At 54.0% G+C, this 21911-nt stretch carries 20 protein-coding genes and 5 tRNA genes; all 25 read right to left on the bottom strand.

What is annotated here, in order from left to right; translation table 11 throughout:
* Position 1: 1 nt before the first annotated feature.
* A complete protein-coding gene (nadA, locus tag NI40_RS06150; RefSeq protein WP_039261329.1) occupies positions 2-1045 on the bottom strand; it encodes a quinolinate synthase NadA in 1044 nt (347 codons plus the stop codon).
* A gap of 222 nt (positions 1046-1267) precedes the next feature.
* Positions 1268-1343, bottom strand: a tRNA-Lys gene (locus tag NI40_RS06145).
* Positions 1344-1366: 23 nt separating this feature from the next.
* A tRNA-Lys gene (locus NI40_RS06140) sits at positions 1367-1442 on the bottom strand.
* A 146-nt stretch (positions 1443-1588) separates the two neighbouring features.
* Positions 1589-1664, bottom strand: a tRNA-Lys gene (locus NI40_RS06135).
* A 3-nt stretch (positions 1665-1667) separates the two neighbouring features.
* A tRNA-Val gene (locus tag NI40_RS06130) sits at positions 1668-1743 on the bottom strand.
* A 123-nt stretch (positions 1744-1866) separates the two neighbouring features.
* Positions 1867-1942: transfer RNA gene (locus tag NI40_RS06125), tRNA-Lys, on the bottom strand.
* A 161-nt stretch (positions 1943-2103) separates the two neighbouring features.
* Complete coding sequence (cpoB, locus tag NI40_RS06120; RefSeq protein WP_023310799.1) at positions 2104-2898, bottom strand: cell division protein CpoB; 795 nt, start codon at positions 2896-2898, stop codon at positions 2104-2106.
* 9 nt (positions 2899-2907) lie between these two features.
* Positions 2908-3429 carry a peptidoglycan-associated lipoprotein Pal gene (gene pal / locus NI40_RS06115; RefSeq protein WP_003858578.1) on the bottom strand — a complete coding sequence of 174 codons (522 nt, stop codon included), beginning with the start codon at positions 3427-3429 and terminating at the stop codon, positions 2908-2910.
* Positions 3430-3464: 35 nt separating this feature from the next.
* A complete protein-coding gene (gene tolB / locus NI40_RS06110; RefSeq protein ID WP_008501103.1) occupies positions 3465-4757 on the bottom strand; it encodes a Tol-Pal system beta propeller repeat protein TolB in 1293 nt (430 codons plus the stop codon).
* Between the two features lie 134 nt (positions 4758-4891).
* Positions 4892-6178, bottom strand: coding sequence for a cell envelope integrity protein TolA (gene tolA / locus NI40_RS06105; protein WP_029740419.1), 1287 nt, complete (start codon positions 6176-6178; stop codon positions 4892-4894).
* Positions 6179-6206: 28 nt separating this feature from the next.
* Positions 6207-6635 (bottom strand): colicin uptake protein TolR, encoded by a 429-nt coding sequence (tolR, locus tag NI40_RS06100; protein WP_003858589.1) that lies wholly within the window; start codon positions 6633-6635, stop codon positions 6207-6209.
* 3 nt (positions 6636-6638) lie between these two features.
* Positions 6639-7331 (bottom strand): Tol-Pal system protein TolQ, encoded by a 693-nt coding sequence (tolQ, locus tag NI40_RS06095; protein WP_008501101.1) that lies wholly within the window; start codon positions 7329-7331, stop codon positions 6639-6641.
* Positions 7328-7732: a tol-pal system-associated acyl-CoA thioesterase gene (ybgC, locus tag NI40_RS06090; protein ID WP_003858593.1), complete on the bottom strand. Its 405-nt coding sequence runs from the start codon at positions 7730-7732 to the stop codon at positions 7328-7330. The genes tolQ and ybgC overlap by 4 nt, the downstream gene beginning before the upstream one ends.
* Before the next feature lie 148 nt (positions 7733-7880).
* Complete coding sequence (gene ybgE, locus NI40_RS06085) at positions 7881-8171, bottom strand: cyd operon protein YbgE (protein WP_014831116.1); 291 nt, start codon at positions 8169-8171, stop codon at positions 7881-7883.
* On the bottom strand, positions 8171-8284 hold the full coding sequence (gene cydX / locus NI40_RS06080) for a cytochrome bd-I oxidase subunit CydX (protein ID WP_003858598.1): 114 nt from the start codon (positions 8282-8284) through the stop codon (positions 8171-8173). Before cydX ends, ybgE begins: the two co-directional genes overlap by 1 nt.
* A gap of 14 nt (positions 8285-8298) precedes the next feature.
* Positions 8299-9438, bottom strand: coding sequence for a cytochrome d ubiquinol oxidase subunit II (gene cydB / locus NI40_RS06075; RefSeq protein WP_039261312.1), 1140 nt, complete (start codon positions 9436-9438; stop codon positions 8299-8301).
* A gap of 15 nt (positions 9439-9453) precedes the next feature.
* The gene (gene cydA, locus NI40_RS06070; protein ID WP_023310795.1) at positions 9454-11022 is read right to left on the bottom strand and encodes a cytochrome ubiquinol oxidase subunit I; all 1569 of its coding nucleotides are present in this window, start codon (positions 11020-11022) and stop codon (positions 9454-9456) included.
* Between the two features lie 735 nt (positions 11023-11757).
* On the bottom strand, positions 11758-12627 hold the full coding sequence (sucD, locus tag NI40_RS06065; protein ID WP_008501094.1) for a succinate--CoA ligase subunit alpha: 870 nt from the start codon (positions 12625-12627) through the stop codon (positions 11758-11760).
* Positions 12627-13793, bottom strand: coding sequence for an ADP-forming succinate--CoA ligase subunit beta (gene sucC, locus NI40_RS06060; RefSeq protein WP_023310791.1), 1167 nt, complete (start codon positions 13791-13793; stop codon positions 12627-12629). The genes sucD and sucC overlap by 1 nt, the downstream gene beginning before the upstream one ends.
* Before the next feature lie 83 nt (positions 13794-13876).
* The gene (odhB, locus tag NI40_RS06055) at positions 13877-15097 is read right to left on the bottom strand and encodes a 2-oxoglutarate dehydrogenase complex dihydrolipoyllysine-residue succinyltransferase (RefSeq protein WP_008501093.1); all 1221 of its coding nucleotides are present in this window, start codon (positions 15095-15097) and stop codon (positions 13877-13879) included.
* 14 nt (positions 15098-15111) lie between these two features.
* A complete protein-coding gene (sucA, locus tag NI40_RS06050; RefSeq protein ID WP_033144953.1) occupies positions 15112-17919 on the bottom strand; it encodes a 2-oxoglutarate dehydrogenase E1 component in 2808 nt (935 codons plus the stop codon).
* A 266-nt stretch (positions 17920-18185) separates the two neighbouring features.
* Positions 18186-18902, bottom strand: coding sequence for a succinate dehydrogenase iron-sulfur subunit SdhB (gene sdhB, locus NI40_RS06045; protein ID WP_008501090.1), 717 nt, complete (start codon positions 18900-18902; stop codon positions 18186-18188).
* 15 nt (positions 18903-18917) lie between these two features.
* Entirely contained in the window at positions 18918-20684 is a 1767-nt protein-coding gene (gene sdhA, locus NI40_RS06040) for a succinate dehydrogenase flavoprotein subunit (RefSeq protein ID WP_023310789.1), read from the bottom strand.
* Positions 20684-21031: a succinate dehydrogenase membrane anchor subunit gene (gene sdhD / locus NI40_RS06035; protein WP_008501088.1), complete on the bottom strand. Its 348-nt coding sequence runs from the start codon at positions 21029-21031 to the stop codon at positions 20684-20686. The genes sdhA and sdhD overlap by 1 nt, the downstream gene beginning before the upstream one ends.
* Positions 21025-21429 (bottom strand): succinate dehydrogenase cytochrome b556 subunit, encoded by a 405-nt coding sequence (gene sdhC / locus NI40_RS06030; RefSeq protein WP_020684965.1) that lies wholly within the window; start codon positions 21427-21429, stop codon positions 21025-21027. Before sdhC ends, sdhD begins: the two co-directional genes overlap by 7 nt.
* Positions 21430-21911: the final 482 nt, after the last annotated feature.

Genomic DNA, 21911 nt, shown 5'->3' with positions numbered 1-21911 from the left:
ATTAAGTACGTAGTGTAGCCGCAAAATCCAGCATGCGGTTAAGCGGAATTAACGCACCTTCACGCAGGGCGGCATCCACATGGATTTCATGTGCTGCCCCGCCCGTCTCGAGCCCTTCGGCAATGGCCTTCAGGCCGTTCATCGCCATCCACGGGCAATGCGCACAGCTGCGGCACGTTGCGCCCTCACCCGCCGTTGGCGCTTCAAGGAGCTCTTTCTCCGGCACGGCCTGCTGCATCTTGTAGAAGATACCGCGATCGGTTGCCACGATGAGCTGCCTGTTAGGCAGCGTTCTGGCCGCGTTGATAAGCTGGCTGGTTGAGCCCACGGCGTCCGCCATGTCGACAATAGACTGCGGTGATTCAGGGTGAACAAGAATCGCGGCGTCAGGATAAAGTGCCTTCATGCGCGCCAGCGCCTGGGTTTTGAATTCGTCGTGCACAATGCAGGCCCCCTGCCAGCAGAGAACGTCAGCCCCCGTCTGCTTCTGGACATAATTTCCAAGATGGCGGTCAGGCGCCCAGATAATTTTCTCGCCAAGGCTATCCAGATGTTCAATCAGCTCAACGGCGATGCTGGAGGTGACAACCCAGTCTGCCCGCGCTTTTACCGCCGCAGAGGTGTTGGCGTAAACCACCACGGTGCGGTCAGGGTGGGCGTCACAGAAGGCCGTGAATTCGTCAATCGGACAGCCGAGATCCAGTGAACACTCCGCATTAAGCGTCGGCATCAGAATGGTTTTTTCAGGGCTCAGGATCTTTGCCGTTTCGCCCATAAAACGCACGCCAGCAACCAGCAGCGTGGAAGCAGGATGTTTTGCACCGAAGCGTGCCATCTCCAGTGAGTCGGAAATACAGCCGCCGGTCTCTTCCGCCAGCTGCTGAATTTCCGGGTCGGTGTAGTAATGGGCCACCATCACCGCATCTCGTTCTTTGAGAAGACGTTTGATCTTCTCACGGTAGAATTGCTTTTCGTCCTGGCTCAGCGGGACAGGCTTTGGCGGAAACGGATAGATTGCGGCTTCAGGATCAAACATCACACTCATTATGGCTTCTCGTTTTACGGGCTTAACAATATTGCCTTTCTTTTGCATGACATAGCAAAACGCATGGCAATTGTGTTTTGTATACTAAACAAGATAGCGAATATGAGAGGAAAAGTCACCGGAAATAGGTGCGGATAGCATTTGTCGGCTGGCGGATTCGCCTTGCCCGACCTGCACAGACGGCAGATAGCAAAAAGGCGCCTTTAGGGCGCCTTTCTACACTGGTGGGTCGTGCAGGATTCGAACCTGCGACCAATTGATTAAAAGTCAACTGCTCTACCAACTGAGCTAACGACCCCTTGCGGGATTTTTTCTTCGAAGTGGTGGGTCGTGCAGGATTCGAACCTGCGACCAATTGATTAAAAGTCAACTGCTCTACCAACTGAGCTAACGACCCATTCGGGTGCTGACTTCGAAGATTTTTACTCGGTACCACCGGAGAGTGGTGGGTCGTGCAGGATGACTCGGCTTCGCCTTGCCCTTCGGGCCGTTGCTAAAGCAACGTTATCCTTCACGTTTAATATCTGAGTAAGACATTAAAATTGGTGGGTCGTGCAGGATTCGAACCTGCGACCAATTGATTAAAAGTCAACTGCTCTACCAACTGAGCTAACGACCCGAGTGGTGGGTGATGACGGGCTCGAACCGCCGACCCCCTCCGTGTAAAGGAGATGCTCTACCAACTGAGCTAATCACCCACTCTGTACTGCTGGTGTGCGTTAAGTGGTGGGTCGTGCAGGATGACTCGGCTTCGCCTCGCCCTACGGGCCGTTGCTGACGCAACGTTATCCTTCACGTTTTACTACTTCCACCTGACTTAGTGGTGGGTCGTGCAGGATTCGAACCTGCGACCAATTGATTAAAAGTCAACTGCTCTACCAACTGAGCTAACGACCCACTTTTACGCTGTTTTCACGTTGTTTGATATCCCGTGGCAACGGCGGCATATATTACTGATTTAAGAATTCAGCGCAACAAAAATTTCGATGAAGATCACTTAACTGCTTACGAATCATGCTGCACGACCAGAAATAACGCGATTTCTGGTCATGCGATAATCATCCCATCGAATTCAGACGTTTTTGCGCCTGCTTAGCACCTTCGGTACCCGGGAATTTAGAGACCACCTGCTGATAAACCGCTTTGGCTTTCGCAGTGTCGCCTTTGTCCTGCATGATGACGCCCACTTTATACATCGCATCAGGCGCTTTTGGCGATTTCGGGTAATTTTTCACCACTGAGGCAAAATAAAACGCCGCATCGTCCTTTTTACCCTTGTTGTAATTCAGCTGACCGAGCCAGTAATTCGCATTTGGCTGATAAGTGGAATCAGGGTATTTCTTAACAAAGTTCTGAAACGCAGCAAGCGCGTCATCCTGACGAGATTGATCCTGCACCAGGGCAATGGCCGCGTTGTAGTCCGTATTCGCGTCACCGCTCTGTACAGGCGCACCTGTTGAAGCAGAAGCATCCGCAGCCGGAGCTGATGTCGCCGCACCGGTCTGATCGCCCGCGGCTGGCTGTGCTTGTGCTGCTGCACCACCGCTGCTCAGACTATCCATCTGCAGCAAAATCTGCTTCTGACGTTCCACAACCTGGTTCAACTGATACTGGCTTTCCTGAATCTGGCCGCGGAGAGAGTCAATATCGTTTTGGTTATCAGAAAGTTGTTGCTGGAGTTGGGTTAAAAGCTGGCTGTGAGCGTTAGAAATACGCTCGAGTTGAGTGACCCGGTCTTCTACCGAGCCTGAGCCGACACTACTGATTGGTGCCTGAGCAAAAGCGGCCCAGGGGGCCGCTATTCCAACCAGTAACGACAGACTCAACAGATGATGTCTGAAGTTACTGCTCATGCAATTCTCTTAGTAAACCAGTACGGCACGACGGTTTTTGGAGTAAGCCGCTTCGTCGTGACCCAGTACTGCAGGTTTTTCTTTACCGTAAGAAACGATGGAGATCTGGTCAGCAGAAACGCCTTTACCCTGCAGGTACATTTTAACAGCGTTAGCACGACGTTCACCCAGGGAGATGTTGTACTCTGGAGTACCACGTTCGTCCGCGTGACCTTCTACGGTGACTTTGTAAGATGGGTTGCTACGCAGGAAGTTAGCGTGAGCATCCAGCATCGCAGCGAAGTCAGAACGGATGTCGTATTTATCCAGATCGAAGTAAACGATGTTGTTCTGCTGCAGCTGCTGCATCTGAAGACGCGCTTGCTCTTCAGAAGACATGTTGCCATTGCCGTTCGCGTCCATACCGGTGCCGGCACCCATCATGCCTTCGCCGCTCTGGTCATTGCTGGCGTTCTTGTTAGAAGAACACGCTGCGATTGCCATTACAGGCAGAGCGATCATCAGCCCCTTCAGCACTTTGTTCAGTTGCATTTCTATGATTCCTTTAGTAATCAATTAATTATTATTTACAGATACGGCGACCAGGCAGGTGATTTTACCTGTCCATCAGTTGCCGGAATACGCGCTTTGAAACGCCCATCTGTAGAAACCAGATTCAGCACAGATCCCATCCCCTGAGAAGAGCTGTAGATTACCATCGTGCCGTTAGGTGCCAGACTTGGCGTTTCATCCAGGAACGTTGACGACAGAACTTGAACGCCACCCGCTACCAGATCCTGTTTGGCAATGTGCTGCTGCCCACCGTTGGAGCTCACCATTACCATAAATTTACCGTCGCTGCTCACGTCTGAGTTCTGGTTCTGCGAACCTTCCCAGGTAATACGCTGCGGAGCACCGCCGTTGATGTTGACTTTATAGATTTGTGGACGGCCAGCCTGGTCAGAAGTAAACGCCAGGTTTTGACTATCCGGGAACCATGAAGGTTCAGTGTTGTTGCTGCGACCGTCGGTCACCTGACGAATCTGGCCAGAGCCAATGTCCATCACGTACAGGTTCAGGCTACCGGTTTTTGACAGCGCAAACGCCAGTTTAGACCCGTCCGGAGAGAAGGAAGGCGCACCGTTGTGACGTGGGAAAGACGCCACCTGACGAACAGCACCGTTTGCCAGCGTCTGGATAACCAGCGCTGAACGGCCACTTTCGAAGGTTACATAGGCCAGTTTAGAACCGTCCGGAGACCAGGCTGGAGACATCAGCGGCTGAGAAGAACGTTTCACCAGGAACTGGTTGTAGCCGTCGTAGTCAGATACGCGCAGCTCATACGGGAACTGACCACCGTTGGTCTGCACCACATAAGCAATACGGGTACGGAACGCCCCTTTAATGCCGGTCAGTTTTTCAAATACCGCATCGCTGGCAGCGTGTGCCGCGTAGCGCAGGTACTGCTTCGTAACCTTGTAAGAGTTCTGTGCCAGAACGGTACCCGGTGCACCGCCGGTATCCACCAGCTGCCAGGCCACGTTGTAAGAGCCGTCCGGGTTAGGCGTAACCTGACCCACAACCACGGCATCAATACCCAGTGCAGACCATGCTGCAGGCTGTACTTCCTGCGCGCTGCCCGGCTGCTGCGGCAGACGAGAACGATCTAACGGGTTGAATTTACCGCTGTTACGCAGGTCAGCCGCCACGATGCCACCGGCATCTTCAGGTGCAGCGCCAGGACCGGCCCACTGGAACGGAACAACACCGATTGGGCGTGCCGAGTCCACCCCCTGGGTGATCTCGATACGTACTTCTGCGTGCAGTACTGCTGCCCACAGCATTAAAAAACTAAATGCTACACGTAATGCCTGCTTCATCATATCTCCCTTATCCGGGTAACCTTACCCACGATAATTTAGCAGAATGTTAACAAACTCAAATAGACAAAACTACCAGAACCCTGTGACTAAACCTGGTCTATTTTTCCCCGTTTGCACGGGGAAAATGTAACTTAAGGTTTGAAGTCCAGCGGCGCATTTTTGAAGACTTCGTAAACTGCCTGAGACGGCGGTTTAGGCATCTTCGCCTGACGCGCTGCAGCCAGGGCCGCAGTACATAAAGCCGGGTCGCCACCTTCAGACTTGATATCCAGCAGCATGCCGTCCGGAGCCAGTTTTATACGCAACGTACACGTTTTACCGGTATAGGAAGACGCATCATAGAATCGGCTTTCAATAGCGGATTTAATCTGCGCGGCATAACCGTTGATTTCAGCCCCTGTCGCACCGTTACTCTTAGTGTTACCACTTCCCGTCGGCGCTGCGTTGTTTCCTTTCGCCCCACCGCCCGTTTTCGGTGCATTCTTACCGGAGCTCAAATCGCCCAGCAGATCGTCAACCCCTGCGGCAGCAGCAGCTTTTTCAGCAGCAGCGGCCTTTTTGGCTGCCGCTTTATCAGCAGCAGCTTTCTTATCGGCAGCGGCCTTCTCAGCTGCAGCTTTCTTATCGGCGGCAGCCTTCTCAGCTGCAGCTTTTTTATCGGCAGCGGCTTTTTCAGCGGCGGCAGCTTTTTCTGCAGCCGCTTTCTCAGCAGCAGCCGCTTTCTTCGCGGCCTCGGCAGCAGCTTTCTTCTCTGCTTCCTGAGCGGCTTTTTTCGCGGCTTCCGCTTCAGCTTTCTTCTGAGCATCGGCAGCGGCTTTTTTCGCGGCTTCCGCTTCAGCTTTCTTCTGAGCATCGGCAGCGGCTTTCTTCGCGGCTTCCGCTTCAGCTTTCTTCTGAGCATCAGCAGCGGCTTTCTTCGCCGCTTCTGCCGCTAATTTTGCCTGGGCATCAGCCTGTGCTTTCGCGTCCGCTGCGGCTTTTGCTGCCGCCTCTTCCGCCTGCTTTTGCTGTTCCTGTGCTTTCTTCGCGGCCTCTTCGGCTTGCTTCTGCTGTTCCGCCTGCTCTTTCGCAGCTTCCTGCGCCTGCAAACGCTCTTTCTCAAGCTGCTTCAGACGCTCCTGCTCTGCGGCCTGCTTTTCACGCAGTTCTTCCGCCTGCTGTTGCGACTGTTTTTCACGCTGCTCTTCAGCCCGTTTGGCACTCGCCTTCTGCTGCTGTTCGCGATTATAGTTCTGTACTACCGCACCGGGATCCACCATCACGGCGTCAATGGAAGACCCTCCACCGCCACCGGCTGATGCATCAATATGCTCGTCGAACGAACTCCAGATCAGCGCTGCAAAGAGAATCACGTGCAGCACTGCGGAGACGATTATCGCTCGCTTAAGCTTGTCGTTCTGTTCGGTTGCCTTTGACACTATCGGTTCCCAAAAACTACGCGGATGATCAAATAGGTTGGGTCATTAAGCCAACTGACTTAACACCCGCACTATGTAGCAAGTTCAGCGCTTTAATAATTTCATCGTAGGGTACGTCTTTCGCGCCACCGATTAAGAAGACCGTTTTCGGATTTGACTCCAGACGACGCTGCGCTTCAGCAATAACCTGCTCAGGCGGCAGCTGATCCATACGATCTTTCTCAACCACGACGCTGTATTGCCCTACGCCGGAAACCTCAATGATAACCGGAGGATCGTCATTGGTGCTCACCGCCTGTGATTCTGTCGCATCCGGCAGATCCACTTCCACGCTCTGGGTAATGATTGGCGCTGTCGCCATGAAGATCAGCAGCAGTACCAGCAGGACGTCCAGCAGTGGAACGATATTGATTTCGGACTTGAGCTCGCGACGACCTCGTCCACGCGATCTGGCCATGGTTTACCCCTTGTTGCTCTCGGTGCTGGTAAACGCCTGACGGTGCAGAATCGCAGTGAACTCTTCCATAAAGTTGTCGTAGTTCAGTTCCAGTTTGTTCACGCGCTGGTTCAGACGGTTGTAAGCCATAACCGCAGGAATTGCCGCAAACAGACCGATAGCGGTCGCAATCAGTGCTTCAGCGATACCCGGTGCAACCATCTGCAACGTCGCCTGCTTCACCGCGCCCAGCGCGATAAAGGCGTGCATGATCCCCCACACGGTACCAAACAGGCCGATATACGGGCTGATGGAACCGACAGTGCCGAGGAATGGAATATGCGTTTCGAGATTTTCCAGCTCACGGTTCATGGAGATACGCATCGCACGCGAGGCACCTTCTACAACCGCTTCCGGCGCATGATTGTTTGCACGATGCAGACGAGCAAACTCTTTGAAACCGCTATAAAAAATTTGCTCGGAGCCTGTAAGGTTTTCACGGCGTCCCTGGCTTTCCTGATAAAGACGAGAAAGCTCAATACCCGACCAGAACTTATCTTCAAACGCTTCAGCTTCACGGCCAGCGGCATTGAGGATACGCGTTCTCTGGATGATGATGGCCCAGGATGCGATTGAAAAACCAATCAAAATCAACATGATAAGTTTAACCAGAAGGCTTGCCTTCAGGAACAAATCAAGGATATTCATGTCAGTCACTGCTTAAACTCCGCGACAATAGACTTAGGAAGCGCACGAGGCTTCATTATGGTTGGATCAACACAAACAATCAGCACTTCAGCTGAGTTCAGTACGGTATTCTCTGCGTTGACTATCCGCTGCGTGAAAACCAGTGAGGTCCCGCGCATTGATGTAATTTCAGTTTGGACTTCGAGCATATCGTCGAGTCTGGCAGGCGCAAAATACTCAAGCGTCATCTTGCGTACCACGAAGGCAACTCGCTCAGCCAACAGCACCTGTTGACTAAAGTGATGATGGCGCAGCATCTCTGTGCGTGCCCGTTCATAAAAAGCAACGTAGCTGGCATGGTAAACCACACCACCGGCATCGGTATCTTCGTAATAGACACGAACCGGCCATCGAAACAGCGTTGTATTCACTTTACATCCCGGTAATGCAACAAAAGTTAATGCTTTTAAACTTCGCTACTATACGCGCGGGAAAGAGGGTTGGGAATGGGAGAAAGTAAACGGAGAGTAAATTTTTATGGGCTCGGGTAAGCCCATAACGTTAACGGACATTTCTTATTCAGAAGAAGAAGAAAATCAAACCGGCGAGAAGCACCAGATCGGCAATCAGCGGGCAAAAAATTCCCTGCCAGTGAATGGCTTTCGGACGAAAGCCGACGCCGTGGATCACACCTGCGCACACCGCCCACATAATAAGAAAGCCGTGCCAGATTTCAAGCTCGCTGGTTTTCGCTGCAAAGCGCGAAGGGTCCCAGAAGATACAACCTGCCAGCAGTAATGCCATCACTAAAGAAAGCGCCCGTAACGGGCGCTTGTCCATTACCGCGTAAAGCGTCGCGATAATATTCATCAGTGTTTTTCTTCACCCGCTTTGGTCGCTTCGACGTGCTCAAGCGCCAGGGCAGTGATGACACCAAATGCACAGGCAAGAAGCGTCCCTAAAATCCATGCGAAATACCACATATTCAGCTCCTTACTTAGTACATAGAGTGGGTGTTGCTTTCGATATGTTCTTTAGTGATGCGACCGAACATTTTCCAGTAACACCAGGTGGTGTAGAGCAGGATAATCGGTACGAACACGCAAGCAACATACGTCATCAGGTTCAGCGTCAGCTGGCTGGACGTTGCGTCCCACATGGTCAGGCTAGCATTCAGCATGGTGCTGGATGGCATGACGAATGGGAACATCGCAATACCCGCCGTCAGGATGATGCACGCCAGGGTCAGCGAAGAGAACACGAACGCCAGCGCGCCTTTCTCCAGACGAGACGTCAACACGGTCAGCAGCGGCAGCAATACGCCCAGAGCCGGGATAGCCCACAGCGCAGGGGTATTGTTAAAGTTCACCAGCCATGCGCCAGCCTGACGCGCCACTTCTTTGGTCAGCGGATTAGACGGCGCAGTATGGTTGATTGCAGACGTCACCACGTAGCCATCGATGCCGTACACCACCCACACACCGGCCAGCGCGAAGCAGACCAGCGTGACCAGCGCAGCGACCTGAGCCGTCGCGCGAGAACGCAGGTGCAGTTCACCAACCGTACGCATCTGCAGATAGGTTGCGCCCTGAGTGATGATCATCGCCACGCTCACCACGCCGGCCAGCAGGCCAAACGGATTCAGCAGCTGGAAGAAGTTACCGGTGTAGTAAAGTCGCATGTATTCGTCCAGGTGGAACGGTACGCCCTGCAGCAGGTTACCGAACGCCACGCCGATCACCAGCGGTGGAACGAAGCTACCGATAAAGATGCCCCAGTCCCACATGTTGCGCCAGCGGGTGTCTTCAATCTTGGAACGGTAGTCGAAACCGACCGGACGGAAGAATAAAGAGGCCAGCACCAGAATCATCGCCACGTAGAAGCCGGAGAACGCAGCCGCGTAGACCATCGGCCAGGCAGCGAACAGCGCGCCGCCAGCGGTGATCAGCCACACCTGGTTACCGTCCCAGTGAGGGGCGATGGAGTTGATCATGATTCGACGCTCGGTGTCATTACGACCGAGGAAACGGGTGAGCATCCCCACCCCCATGTCGAAACCATCCGTGACGGCAAAACCGATCAGCAGAACGCCAACCAGCAGCCACCAGATAAAACGCAATACTTCATAATCGATCATTTGATGACTCCTGTCTTAGCGTGCCGGCTGAGTAGTCGCAGTGGACTGCTCGTAGTGATAGCGACCGGTTTTCAGGCTGCTTGGGCCAAGGCGCGCGAACTTGAACATCAGGAACAGTTCAGCCACCAGGAACAGGGTGTACAGACCACAAATCAGCAGCATGGAGAAGATCAGGTCGCCCGCTGTCAGGGACGAGTTCGCTACCGCCGTTGGCAGTACCTCACCAATCGCCCATGGCTGACGGCCGTACTCCGCAACAAACCAGCCGGATTCGATCGCGATCCACGGCAGTGGAATACCGTACAGCGCGGTGCGCAACAGCCATTTTTTCTCGCCGATGCGGTTGCGAATCACGGACCAGAAGGACGCCGCAATGATCAGCAGCATAATGATGCCGCAACCCACCATGATACGGAATGCGAAGTACAGTGGCGCAACGCGTGGAATCGAGTCTTTGGTTGCCATCTGGATCTGCGCTTCTGTCGCATCAGAAACGTTCGGGGTATAACGCTTCAGCAGCAAACCGTAACCCAGATCTTTCTTCACGTTGTTGAACTGGTCGCGAACGGCCTGGTCGGTAGAACCGGCACGCAGCTGTTCCAGCAGAGAGTAGGCTTTCATACCGTTACGGATACGCTCTTCGTGCTGAACCATCAGCTCTTTCAGACCGGTCACCTGCTTATCAACAGAACGGGTGGCGATGATACCCAGCGCATAAGGGATCTGAATGGCGAAGCGGTTTTCCTGCGCGTCCTGATCCGGAATACCGAACAGCGTAAAGGCAGCAGGCGCCGGTTGGGTTTCCCATTCGGCTTCGATGGCGGCCAGTTTGGTTTTCTGCACGTCACCCATTTCGTAACCGGATTCATCACCCAGAACGATAACAGAGAGGATTGCAGCCATACCGAAGCTTGCAGCGATAGCAAAGGAGCGCTTAGCAAACGCGAAGTCACGACCGCGCAGCATGTAGTAAGAGCTGATGCCCAGGACAAACATCGCGCCGCACACGTAGCCAGAAGCGACGGTGTGAACGAATTTAACCTGCGCAACCGGGTTCAGGACCAGCTCGGCAAAGCTGACCATCTCCATACGCATGGTTTCGAAGTTGAAATCAGACGCGATAGGGTTCTGCATCCAGCCGTTCGCCACCAGAATCCACAGCGCGGACAGGTTCGAACCTAATGCCACCAGCCAGGTCACCGCCATATGCTGGACTTTACCCAGACGGTCCCAGCCGAAGAAGAACAGACCTACAAAGGTGGATTCGAGGAAGAATGCCATCAGACCTTCAATGGCCAGCGGCGCACCGAAGATATCCCCTACATAGTGGGAATAGTAAGACCAGTTAGTCCCGAACTGGAACTCCATGGTCAAACCGGTTGCCACGCCCAGCGCAAAGTTGATACCAAACAACTTGCCCCAGAACTTGGTCATATCTTTATAAATCTGTTTGCCGGAGAGAACGTATACCGTTTCCATAATGGCCAGCAGGAACGCCATACCGAGCGTCAGTGGCACAAACAGGAAGTGGTACATCGCGGTCAAGGCAAACTGTAAGCGCGACAGTTCGACTATATCTAACATCATGACTCCTTGCTCATCGCATGAAGACTCCGAGAGTGGACCCCGTCAGAGAGAGATCCACACGCATGCCCCAATACAAATTATTCGCATCCTTGTCGTCGTTATTACCCTGAAGGAGGATAAAAACGATGACGTGAGGTTACAAATACGTTAATAAAAAACTCAAATTGATCCCGCAAATATAATACGCTGCAAAACCCTTACAATAAACAGGTTTTTATTGAATCACATTTACGTTTTTCGACGGCGATCAATTTATAGCAAAATTACCACTTTTCGGCCATTTTGATCGGGGACAATTTACCGCCTTTTGATGGGTTTTTCCAAGGATTAAACATTGATTTAAATCAAAAACAATCCGTTGTGTTAAATGTGTTTTGATGCAGTGAACATAGTAAAAACCATGTTAAAGATATGTATATAAAATACAATTAAGGTTATCAAGTCGATTGATGAATATAAACAGAAGTGATTTTTATTAACTCAGAAGCCCGAATGCCTAATTTATTCAGGACATAAATTTTAGTGCGTTTTTCGTTTTTTTCCATCCGCTCTCTTTAAGGTAAATAAATAACAATTATTTTACTTTTATCCACCTCTCTAATTAACACCATTTAGTGACTATTGCATGACGCCCGGCAGGCAATAAAAAAGGCCGCTTTACAGCGGCCAACCATGTCGAAACGGACATTTTTATACTTCAACGCCCCCCTTTCGGGGAGCAGCAGAGAGGACTTACTTAATGATGGATTTCAGTGCTTCGCCGATATCCGCCAGGCTGCGAACGGTTTTCACGCCTGCGGCTTCCAGCGCTGCGAATTTCTCATCAGCCGTACCCTTACCACCGGCGATGATCGCGCCTGCGTGACCCATACGTTTGCCTTTCGGCGCGGTCACACCCGCGATGTAACCGACAACTGGCTTGGTCACGTGTTCTTTGATGTAAGCAGCGGCTTCTTCTTCCGCGCTACCACCGATCTCACCGATCATCACGATCGCTTCGGTCTGTGGATCTTCCTGGAACAGCTTCAGGATGTCGATGAAGTTAGAGCCCGGAATTGGGTCACCGCCGATGCCCACGCAGGTGGACTGGCCGAAGCCGTAATCGGTAGTCTGCTTAACGGCTTCATAGGTCAGCGTACCGGAACGGGACACGATGCCCACTTTACCCGGCTTGTGAATGTGGCCCGGCATGATGCCGATTTTGCATTCGCCCGGGGTGATAACGCCAGGGCAGTTCGGGCCGATCATGCGCACGCCTGCTTCATCCAGCTTCACCTTCACGGTCAGCATATCCAGCGTCGGGATGCCTTCAGTAATAGTGATGATCAGTTTGATGCCTGCGTCAATCGCTTCCAGAATGGAGTCTTTGCAGAACGGTGCCGGAACGTAGATCACGGTCGCGGTTGCGCCCGTCGCTTCGACGGCTTCACGCACGGTGTTGAATACCGGCAGGCCCAGGTGCGTGGTGCCGCCTTTACCTGGCGTTACGCCGCCAACCATCTGCGTGCCGTAGGCAATCGCCTGTTCGGAGTGGAAAGTCCCCTGGCTACCGGTGAAGCCCTGGCAGATAACCTTGGTATCTTTATTAATTAAAACTGACATTATTTCCCCTCCACTGCGGCAACAACCTGCTGAGCTGCATCCGTCAGACTTTTCGCTGCAATAATATTCAGGCCGCTGTCAGCCAGTTTTTTCGCGCCGAGTTCAGCGTTGTTACCTTCCAGACGCACAACCACCGGAACGTTCACGCCCACTTCTTCTACCGCACCGATGATACCGTCGGCGATCAGGTCGCAACGAACGATGCCGCCGAAGATGTTCACCAGAACCGCTTTAACGTTGTCGTCAGAGAGGATGATTTTGAACGCTTCGGTTACGCGCTCTTTGGTTGCGCCACCGCCTACGTCGAGGAAGTTTGCTGGCTCACCGCCGTGCAGCTTAACGATGTCCATGGTGCCCATTGCCAGGCCCGCGCCGTTAACCATGCAGCCGATGTTGCCGTCCAGCGCTACGTAGTTCAGCTCCCACTGTGCAGCCTGCGCTTCACGCGGATCTTCCTGAGACTGGTCGCGCATTTCGCGCAGATCGGACTGGCGGAACAGCGCGTTGCCGTCAGCGCCCAGCTTGCCGTCGAGGCAGATCAGGTCGCCCTGGGTGGTGATCACCAGCGGGTTGATCTCGATCAGCGCCAAATCGCGCTCCAGGAAGATGTTCGCCAGACCCATGAAGATCTTGGTGAACTGCTGAACCAGCTTGCCTTCCAGGCCCAGTTTGAACGCCAGCTCGCGACCCTGGTAAGGCATTGGGCCCGCCAGCGGATCGATTGCCACTTTGTGGATCAGGTGCGGGGTTTCTTCCGCCACTTTTTCGATTTCCACGCCGCCTTCGGTAGACGCCATGAACACCACGCGACGGGAGCTACGGTCAACAACCGCGCCCAGGTACAGTTCTTTCGCGATGTCGGTCGCCGCTTCAACCAGGATCTGGTTAACCGGCTGGCCGTTCGCATCTGTCTGGTACGTTACCAGACGCTTGCCGAGCCAATGTTCAGCAAACGCACGAATCTCTTCTTTGCTCTTAACAACCTTCACACCGCCCGCTTTACCACGGCCACCAGCGTGAACCTGACACTTAACTACCCAAGGGCCGGAACCGATTTTAGATGCGGCTTCTTCTGCTTCACGCGGGGTAGTACAGGCATAACCCACCGGAGCCGGTAAGCCATACCGGGCAAACAGCTGTTTGGCCTGATATTCATGTAAGTTCATGTGTTCTATCCATCCTTCAGGTAATCGTTAGGTCGTGCTTTTATTGGCCCGGCAGCCATACGCCGCCGGGCAAGACTGCAAAACTAGACGTCCAGCAGCAGACGGGTTGGATCTTCCAGCAGCTCTTTAATCGCGACCAGGAAGCCCACGGACTCGCGGCCGTCGATCAGGCGGTGGTCGTAAGAGAGCGCCAGGTACATCATTGGCAGGATCTCAACTTTACCGTCAACCGCCATCGGGCGATCTTTAATGGCATGCATACCCAGGATCGCGCTCTGCGGCGGGTTAATGATCGGGGTAGACATCAGCGAGCCGAATACGCCGCCGTTGGTAATGGTGAAGTTACCGCCGGTCAGATCGTCTACGGTCAGCTTGCCGTCGCGGCCTTTTACAGCCAGCTCTTTAATGTTTTTCTCGATGTCAGCCATACCCAGGGTATCTACATCACGCAGAACCGGGGTGACCAGGCCGCGTGGAGTAGAAACCGCCATGCTGACGTCGAAATAGTTGTGGTAAACCACGTCATCGCCATCGATAGACGCGTTCACTTCCGGGTAGCGTTTCAGTGCTTCAACTACCGCCTTAACGTAGAAGGACATAAAGCCCAGACGGATACCGTGACGTTTTTCAAACGCGTCACCGTACTGCTTGCGCAGGTCCATGATTGGCTTCATGTTCACTTCGTTGAAGGTGGTCAGCATCGCGGTGGAGTTTTTCGCTTCCAGCAGACGCTCGGCCACGCGCTTGCGCAGGCGAGTCATTGGCACGCGTTTTTCGCTGCGGGCACCCAGAGCAGGCTGTGCTGCTGGTGCTGCCGCAGGGGCTTTCGCTTCTGCCTGAGCTGGCGCTTTCGCCAGGTGTTTGTCGATGTCTTCGCGGGTCAGACGACCGCCCACACCGGTGCCTTTGATGGCTGCCGGGTCAAGGCTGTGTTCAGCCAGCAGGCGACGGATCGCCGGGCTGAGAGCGTCGTTAGACTGTTCTTCCAGAGAAGCCTGCTGGCGCTGAGCCGGCGTAGAGGCTTTCTCTTCAGATTTCGCGCTGGACTCTTTGCCCGCGCTGTTGCCTTCACGCAGGCGACCCAGGATCTGACGAGAGGTTACGGTAGTACCTTCATCTTCCAGCACCGCGTCCAGAACGCCATCCGCCGAAGCCGGTACTTCCAGTACCACTTTGTCAGTTTCGATTTCTACCAGCACTTCATCGCGCTTAACGGCATCGCCTGGTTTTTTGTGCCAGGTAGCGACGGTCGCATCTGCTACGGATTCAGGCAGGTCGGGAACAAGAATATCTACGCTACTCATTTTGTATCCTTTTATTAATCGACGTTCAGCGCGTCATTGACCAGATCTTGTTGCTGCTTCTGGTGAACGGACATATACCCTACCGCCGGAGAGGCGGAGGCCGGGCGACCTGCATAACGCAGGGCTGACCCAAATGGAATCACTTCACGGAAATGATGCTGGCTGCAGTACCATGCGCCCTGGTTGAGCGGCTCTTCCTGGCACCAGACAAAATCATGTACGTGAGCATATTGTTTCAGCACTTCCTGCATCGCCTGATGCGGGAACGGATAAAGCTGTTCGATACGCACGATGGCGACATCTTTCTGATCGTTCTTGCGGCGCTGTTCCAGCAGGTCGTAATAAACCTTACCAGAACACATCACCACGCGCTTCACGCCCTGCGGATCCAGCTCGTCAATTTCACCGATGGCTGGCAGGAAGGTTCCGTTCGCCAGTTCTTCCAGGCTCGACACCGCCAGCGGGTGACGCAGCAGGGATTTCGGCGACATCACCACCAGCGGACGGCGCATACCGCGCAGCGCCTGACGACGCAGCATGTGGTAGACCTGAGCCGGGGTGGACGGCACGCAGACCTGCATATTCTGCTCGGCGCAGAGCTGCAGATAACGTTCCAGACGCGCGGAGGAGTGCTCCGGACCCTGACCTTCATAACCGTGCGGCAGCAGCATTACCAGGCCACACATACGGCCCCACTTCTGCTCGCCGGAGGAGATGAACTGGTCGATAACCACCTGCGCACCGTTGGCGAAGTCACCGAACTGCGCTTCCCAGATGGTCAGGGTGCGTGGTTCAGCGGTGGCATAACCGTATTCGAAGGCCAGAACCGCTTCTTCAGACAGCACGGAGTCCCAGACCTTGAACTGGCCCTGACCGTTGTGCACGTGCTGCAGCGGGGTGTAGGTTGAACCGTTGGACTGGTTGTGAACAACCGCGTGACGGTGGAAGAAGGTCCCACGGCCCGCATCTTCACCGGACAGACGAACAGGAATGCCTTCGTCAACCAGCGTTGCGTAAGCCAGCGTTTCAGCGCCGCCCCAGTCGAACAGCTTCTCGCCTGCCGCCATGGACTGACGGTCAGCGTAAATTTTCGCCACGCGAGACTGCATCTCGATAGCGTCCGGTACGGTGCTGATGCGTTTAGCCAGCTCCTGCAGGCGCTTCATCTCAACCTTGTTCGGGTAGCTCTCATCCCACTCGTGGTTGAGGTACGGCGACCAGGTAAAGGAGTGCATGTTCATCGGGCGCAGTTCTTTCACCACGCATTCACCCGCATCCAGCGCGTCGCGGTAGAGGTTGACCATTTCGGTCGCATCTTCCAGCGTCGTCACTTTGTCGCTCTCCAGCTTGTCAGCATAGATTTTGCGCGGGGTCGGGTGTTTTTTGATTTTCTGATACATCAACGGCTGGGTTGCACTTGGCTCGTCCGCTTCGTTGTGGCCGTGACGGCGGTAGCAGAAGAGGTCAATGAACACATCGCGTTTAAAGGTATTACGGAAGTCCAGCGCCAGACGGGTAACGAAAGCAACGGCTTCCGGGTCATCCGCGTTAACGTGGAAGATTGGCGCCTGCACCATCTTACCGATGTCGGTGCAGTACGGGGTAGAACGCGCGTCCAGCGGGTTAGAGGTGGTGAAGCCCACCTGGTTGTTGATCACGATGCGAACGGTACCGCCCACTTCATAACCACGCGCTTTCGACATGTTCAGGGTTTCCTGAACCACGCCCTGCCCTGTTACCGCCGCATCGCCGTGGATGGTAATTGGCAGAACTTTATTGCTGCTCGGCTCGTCCAGACGATCCAGACGCGCACGCACGGAACCGATAACCACCGGGCTAACGATTTCCAGGTGTGACGGGTTAAACGCCAGCGCCAGGTGAACCAGACCGCCTTCGGTTTCGATATCCGACGAGAAGCCCATGTGGTACTTCACGTCGCCGGTGCCAAGGTGTTCTTTATGTTTGCCCGCGAATTCGTCGAACAGGTCCTGCGGTTTTTTACCCAGCACGTTGACCAGCACGTTCAGACGACCACGGTGCGCCATGCCCAGTACCACTTCACGGGTGCCGCTCTTGCCTGCGTGACGAATCAGCTCTTTCAGCATCGGCACCAGCGCGTCGCCGCCTTCCAGCGAGAAGCGTTTTGCGCCCGGGAATTTCGCGCCCAGATAGCGCTCAAGCCCTTCCGCTGCGGTCAGTTCGTTCAGGAAGCGTTTTTTCTCGTCAGCCGAGAAGGTCGCGTGGCCCGCTACGGATTCGATGCGCTGCTGGATCCAGCGTTTCTCTTCGGTAGAGGTAATGTGCATGTATTCCGCGCCGATGGAGCCGCAGTAGGTTTGCTTGAGCGCGTCAATCAGATCGCCCAGCTTCATCGTGTCTTTGCCGATGGCAAAGGAACCTACGTTAAAGCTTTCCTGGAAATCGGCCTCGGTCAGATCGTGATACGCCGGATCGAGATCGGCCACACGGTCTTGCTGCCACAGTCCCAGCGGATCGAGATTCGCATGCTGGTGACCGCGGAAGCGATAAGCGTTGATAAGCTGCAGGACTTTAACCTGCTTCGCATTAGTGTCAGGGTCGGAAATCGCAGAAGAGTAACGTGAGGCATCCTTCGCCAGACGACGGAAATAATCACGTGTTTTGGAATGGAATTGATCCGGTTTGACCCCTGTGCCAGGCAACTGCTGGAACATGGAACGCCAGTTTGCGTCCACTGAGTCAGGATCGGTTAAGAAGTCTTCATAGAGCTGTTCAATCCAGCTCTGGTTCGCACCAGAAAGGAAAGAAGAGTCCAGCCAGGCTTTCATTGCGCCGTTCTGCATCGTGATCCCTTAAGCATTTTTATGCTTACTTTCGCCGTAGAAACTACCACGCACACCACGTGTACGTGCCGGGGTTCACCTGCGAGCTCTTTGTGGCCCGCGAAGGAACCTTTAGAAACTGTCTAAGGGTCTTTACCCTCACCCCTACCCTCTCCCTAAGGGAGAGGGGGAATGCCGTCGGCAGTTTTTAAAGATTTCCTGCAATCTGTCCCCTCTCCCTTAGGGAGAGGGTTAGGGTGAGGGGAACAGCGCTCCCCTCTCGCTACTTACGCACTGCGCTGCAGCAGCATCGACTTAATATGGCCGATGGCGCGCGTCGGGTTCAGCCCCTTCGGACACACACTGACGCAGTTCATGATGCTATGGCAGCGGAATACGCTGAAAGCGTCACTCAGCCCTTCCAGACGGCTGTCGGTTTCGGTGTCGCGGCTATCGATCAGGAAGCGATAGGCAGCCAGCAGACCGGCCGGGCCGATAAACTTGTCCGGGTTCCACCAGAACGACGGGCAGGACGTTGAACAGCATGCGCAGAGAATACACTCGTACAACCCATCGAGTTTTTCACGCTGCTCAGGAGACTGTAAGTGCTCGCGAGCGGGTGGATTTTGCCCATTATTCAATAAGTAAGGCTTAATCTTCTCATATTGTGCATAGAATTGCCCCATGTCTACCACCAAATCACGCACGACCGGCAGGCCTGGCAGAGGACGGATAACAATTTTCTGACCAGGACGCTGCAGCGCTGAAATTGGCGTGATGCAGGCCAGGCCATTTTTGCCGTTCATGTTCACACCGTCAGAGCCACAAACCCCTTCACGGCAGGAGCGGCGGAACGACAGCGTAGGATCTTTTTCTTTCAGCTGGATTAACGCATCCAGCAGCATCATGTCGCGACCTTCTTCCGCTTCCAGGGTGTAGTCCTGCATACGCGGAGCATCATCAACATCCGGGTTATAACGATAAACTGAGAATTCGAGTTTCATTATCCTGTCTCCGCATTAGTAAGTACGAATCTTCGGCGGGAACGCCGGACGCAGTTTCGGTTCCATATTGACGCTACGACGCGTCATGGATTCCGACTCTGGCAGATACAGGGAATGGCACAGCCAGTTTTCGTCATCACGATCCGGGAAGTCGAAGCGGCTATGCGCGCCACGGCTTTCGGTACGGAAGTTTGCCGACATCGCCGTCGCGAACGCGGTTTCCATCAGGTTATCCAGCTCCAGGCACTCAACGCGCTGGGTGTTGAATTCGCTGGAGGTGTCGTCCAGACGGGCATTTTTCAGACGCTCGCGGATCGCTTTCAGCTGCTCAAGACCTTTGGCCATCGCGTCGCCTTCGCGGAATACCGAGAAGTTGTGCTGCATGCATTCCTGCAGCGCTTTACGGATTTCCACCGGATCTTCGCCGTTACGGTTACCGTTCCAGCGGTTGAGGCGCTCAAGAGAGGCATCAATTTCGTCGTCGGTTGCGTCACGCAGCGCGCCCTGCTCGGCAATGGATTCCTGCAGATGCAGACCGACTGCACGACCAAACACCACCAGATCCAGCAGGGAGTTGCCGCCCAGACGGTTTGCACCGTGTACGGATACGCAGGCAATTTCGCCTACCGCGAACAGGCCAGGAATAACCACGTCTTCGCCCTGCTCGTTTACGGTCAGCGCCTGACCGGTCACTTTGGTCGGAATACCGCCCATCATGTAGTGGCAGGTTGGGATAACCGGAATCGGCTCTTTCACCGGGTCGACGTGTGCGAAGGTGCGGGACAGCTCCAGGATGCCCGGCAGACGGGACTCCAGAACTTCTTTACCCAGGTGGTCGAGCTTCAGCTTCGCGTGTGGACCCCATGGGCCGTCACAGCCGCGGCCTTCACGGATTTCGATCATGATGGAACGCGCCACCACGTCACGACCCGCCAGGTCTTTCGCATTCGGGGCATAACGCTCCATGAAGCGCTCGCCGTGCTTGTTCAGCAGGTAACCACCTTCACCGCGGCAGCCTTCTGTTACCAGAACGCCCGCACCGGCGATACCGGTTGGGTGGAACTGCCACATCTCCATATCCTGCACCGGCACGCCCGCGCGGATAGCCATACCGACACCGTCACCGGTGTTGATGTGGGCGTTGGTGGTGGACTGATAGATACGGCCTGCGCCGCCGGTAGCCAGCACGGTAGCGCGGGCTTTGAAGTAAACCACTTCACCGGTTTCGATGCACAGCGCGGTACAGCCGACGATTGCGCCATCGGCGTTTTTCACCAGATCCAGCGCGTACCACTCGGAGAAGATGGTGGTATGGTTTTTCAGGTTCTGCTGATACAGGGTGTGCAGCAGTGCGTGACCGGTACGGTCAGCCGCCGCCGCGGTACGTGCCGCCTGCTCGCCGCCGAAGTTTTTCGACTGGCCGCCAAACGGACGCTGATAGATGGTGCCATTTTCCAGACGGGAGAACGGCAGACCCATGTGGTCCAGCTCCAGAATCGCTTCCGGGCCGGTTTTACACATATATTCGATGGCATCCTGGTCGCCGATGTAGTCGGAACCTTTTACCGTGTCGTACATGTGCCATTCCCAGTTATCTTCATGGGAGTTGCCCAGCGCAACGGTGATACCGCCCTGCGCAGACACAGTGTGGGAACGGGTCGGGAAAACTTTAGAGAGCAGCGCACAGGTCTGGCCGCTCTGGGAAATTTGCAGTGCGGCACGCATACCTGCGCCACCGGCACCAATTACAACAGCATCAAATTCTCTGACTGGCAGTTTCATTACACACCCCACACCACAACGAATCCATAAATAACGTAAACCACCAGTGCAACAACAATGGCCAGCTGCAGTGGGAGGCGAATCGCCAGCGGTTTAACGTAATCGGTCAACACCTGCCACATGCCAATCCAGGCATGAATAAGGATGGAGAACAGAGCCAGCAGGGTGAACACTTTGGTGAAGGCGGATCCGAAGAACCCACTCCAGATTTCCCACGTCAGCGTGCCGCTGGTCGCGAAGAAACCGATCATATAGATGATGTAAAGAGTGAGAACGATGGCGGTAGCACGGACCAGAATGAAGTCATGTACGCCGTTGCGTCCTAATGCGGAGGCGTTGCTTACCATACGAGAACTCCTGCGAGAAGTGAAAGCACGACAGTAATCACAAATGAAATGTTAGCGGAGCGTTTCCCGGCTTCGAAAGTCTCTTCCAGGTAGCCAAAGTCCATCAGCATATGGCGAACACCCACGACGACGTGGTACGCCAGCGCGGTCAGAATGCCCCACATGATAAATTTCACGAAGAAGCTGTTCATGATGGCGGAGGCCTGGAGGAATCCTTCAGGGGAAGAGAGGCTGGTGCCCAGTAACCACAGCAAAATACCGACCGCCACAAACGTAATCACACCAGAAACACGGTGCAGAATGGACGCTATTGCTGTTACAGGGAACCGGATCGTTTTGAGATCCAGATTGACAGGTCTTTGTTTTTTCACATTTCTTATCATGAATAACGCCCACATGCTGTTCTTATTGTTTCCTTCCTCCGGACTGCGATGCGGGTCAAGCAGCGTTCCTTTTCTATAACTGCGCGTCATGCAAAACACTGCTTCCAGATGCTTAAACGACACGTTACAACGCTGGGTGGCTCGGGATTGCAGGGTGTTCCGGAGACCTGGCGGCAGTATAGGCCGTTCACAAAATCATTACAATTAACCTACATACAGTTTGTCGGGTTTTCTCTGGAACAGTGATCAGGGTCACGATAACAACATCTTTTTAATTTTTAATCATCTGATTTGACAAATGTTAAACAATATTGTTACAAACGTCATCAGAAAAGGCATATAATGCGCAAAAGTTATGAGGTCTCTCTTTCACCTGACAAATAGTTATGTAACAGTGTGATGGTATTGACCGAAGTTATCAGGACAGTTATTAGTGATATACAGGTTTGAATAATTCGGACTGCAAAAACGCTGATTTGCTGTTGTTTCACTGATAT

Source organism: Enterobacter sp. E20 (genome assembly GCF_000801755.2).
GTDB classification, from domain to species: domain Bacteria; phylum Pseudomonadota; class Gammaproteobacteria; order Enterobacterales; family Enterobacteriaceae; genus Enterobacter; species Enterobacter asburiae_B.
This window is presented reverse-complemented; position numbering and strand designations above follow the sequence as displayed.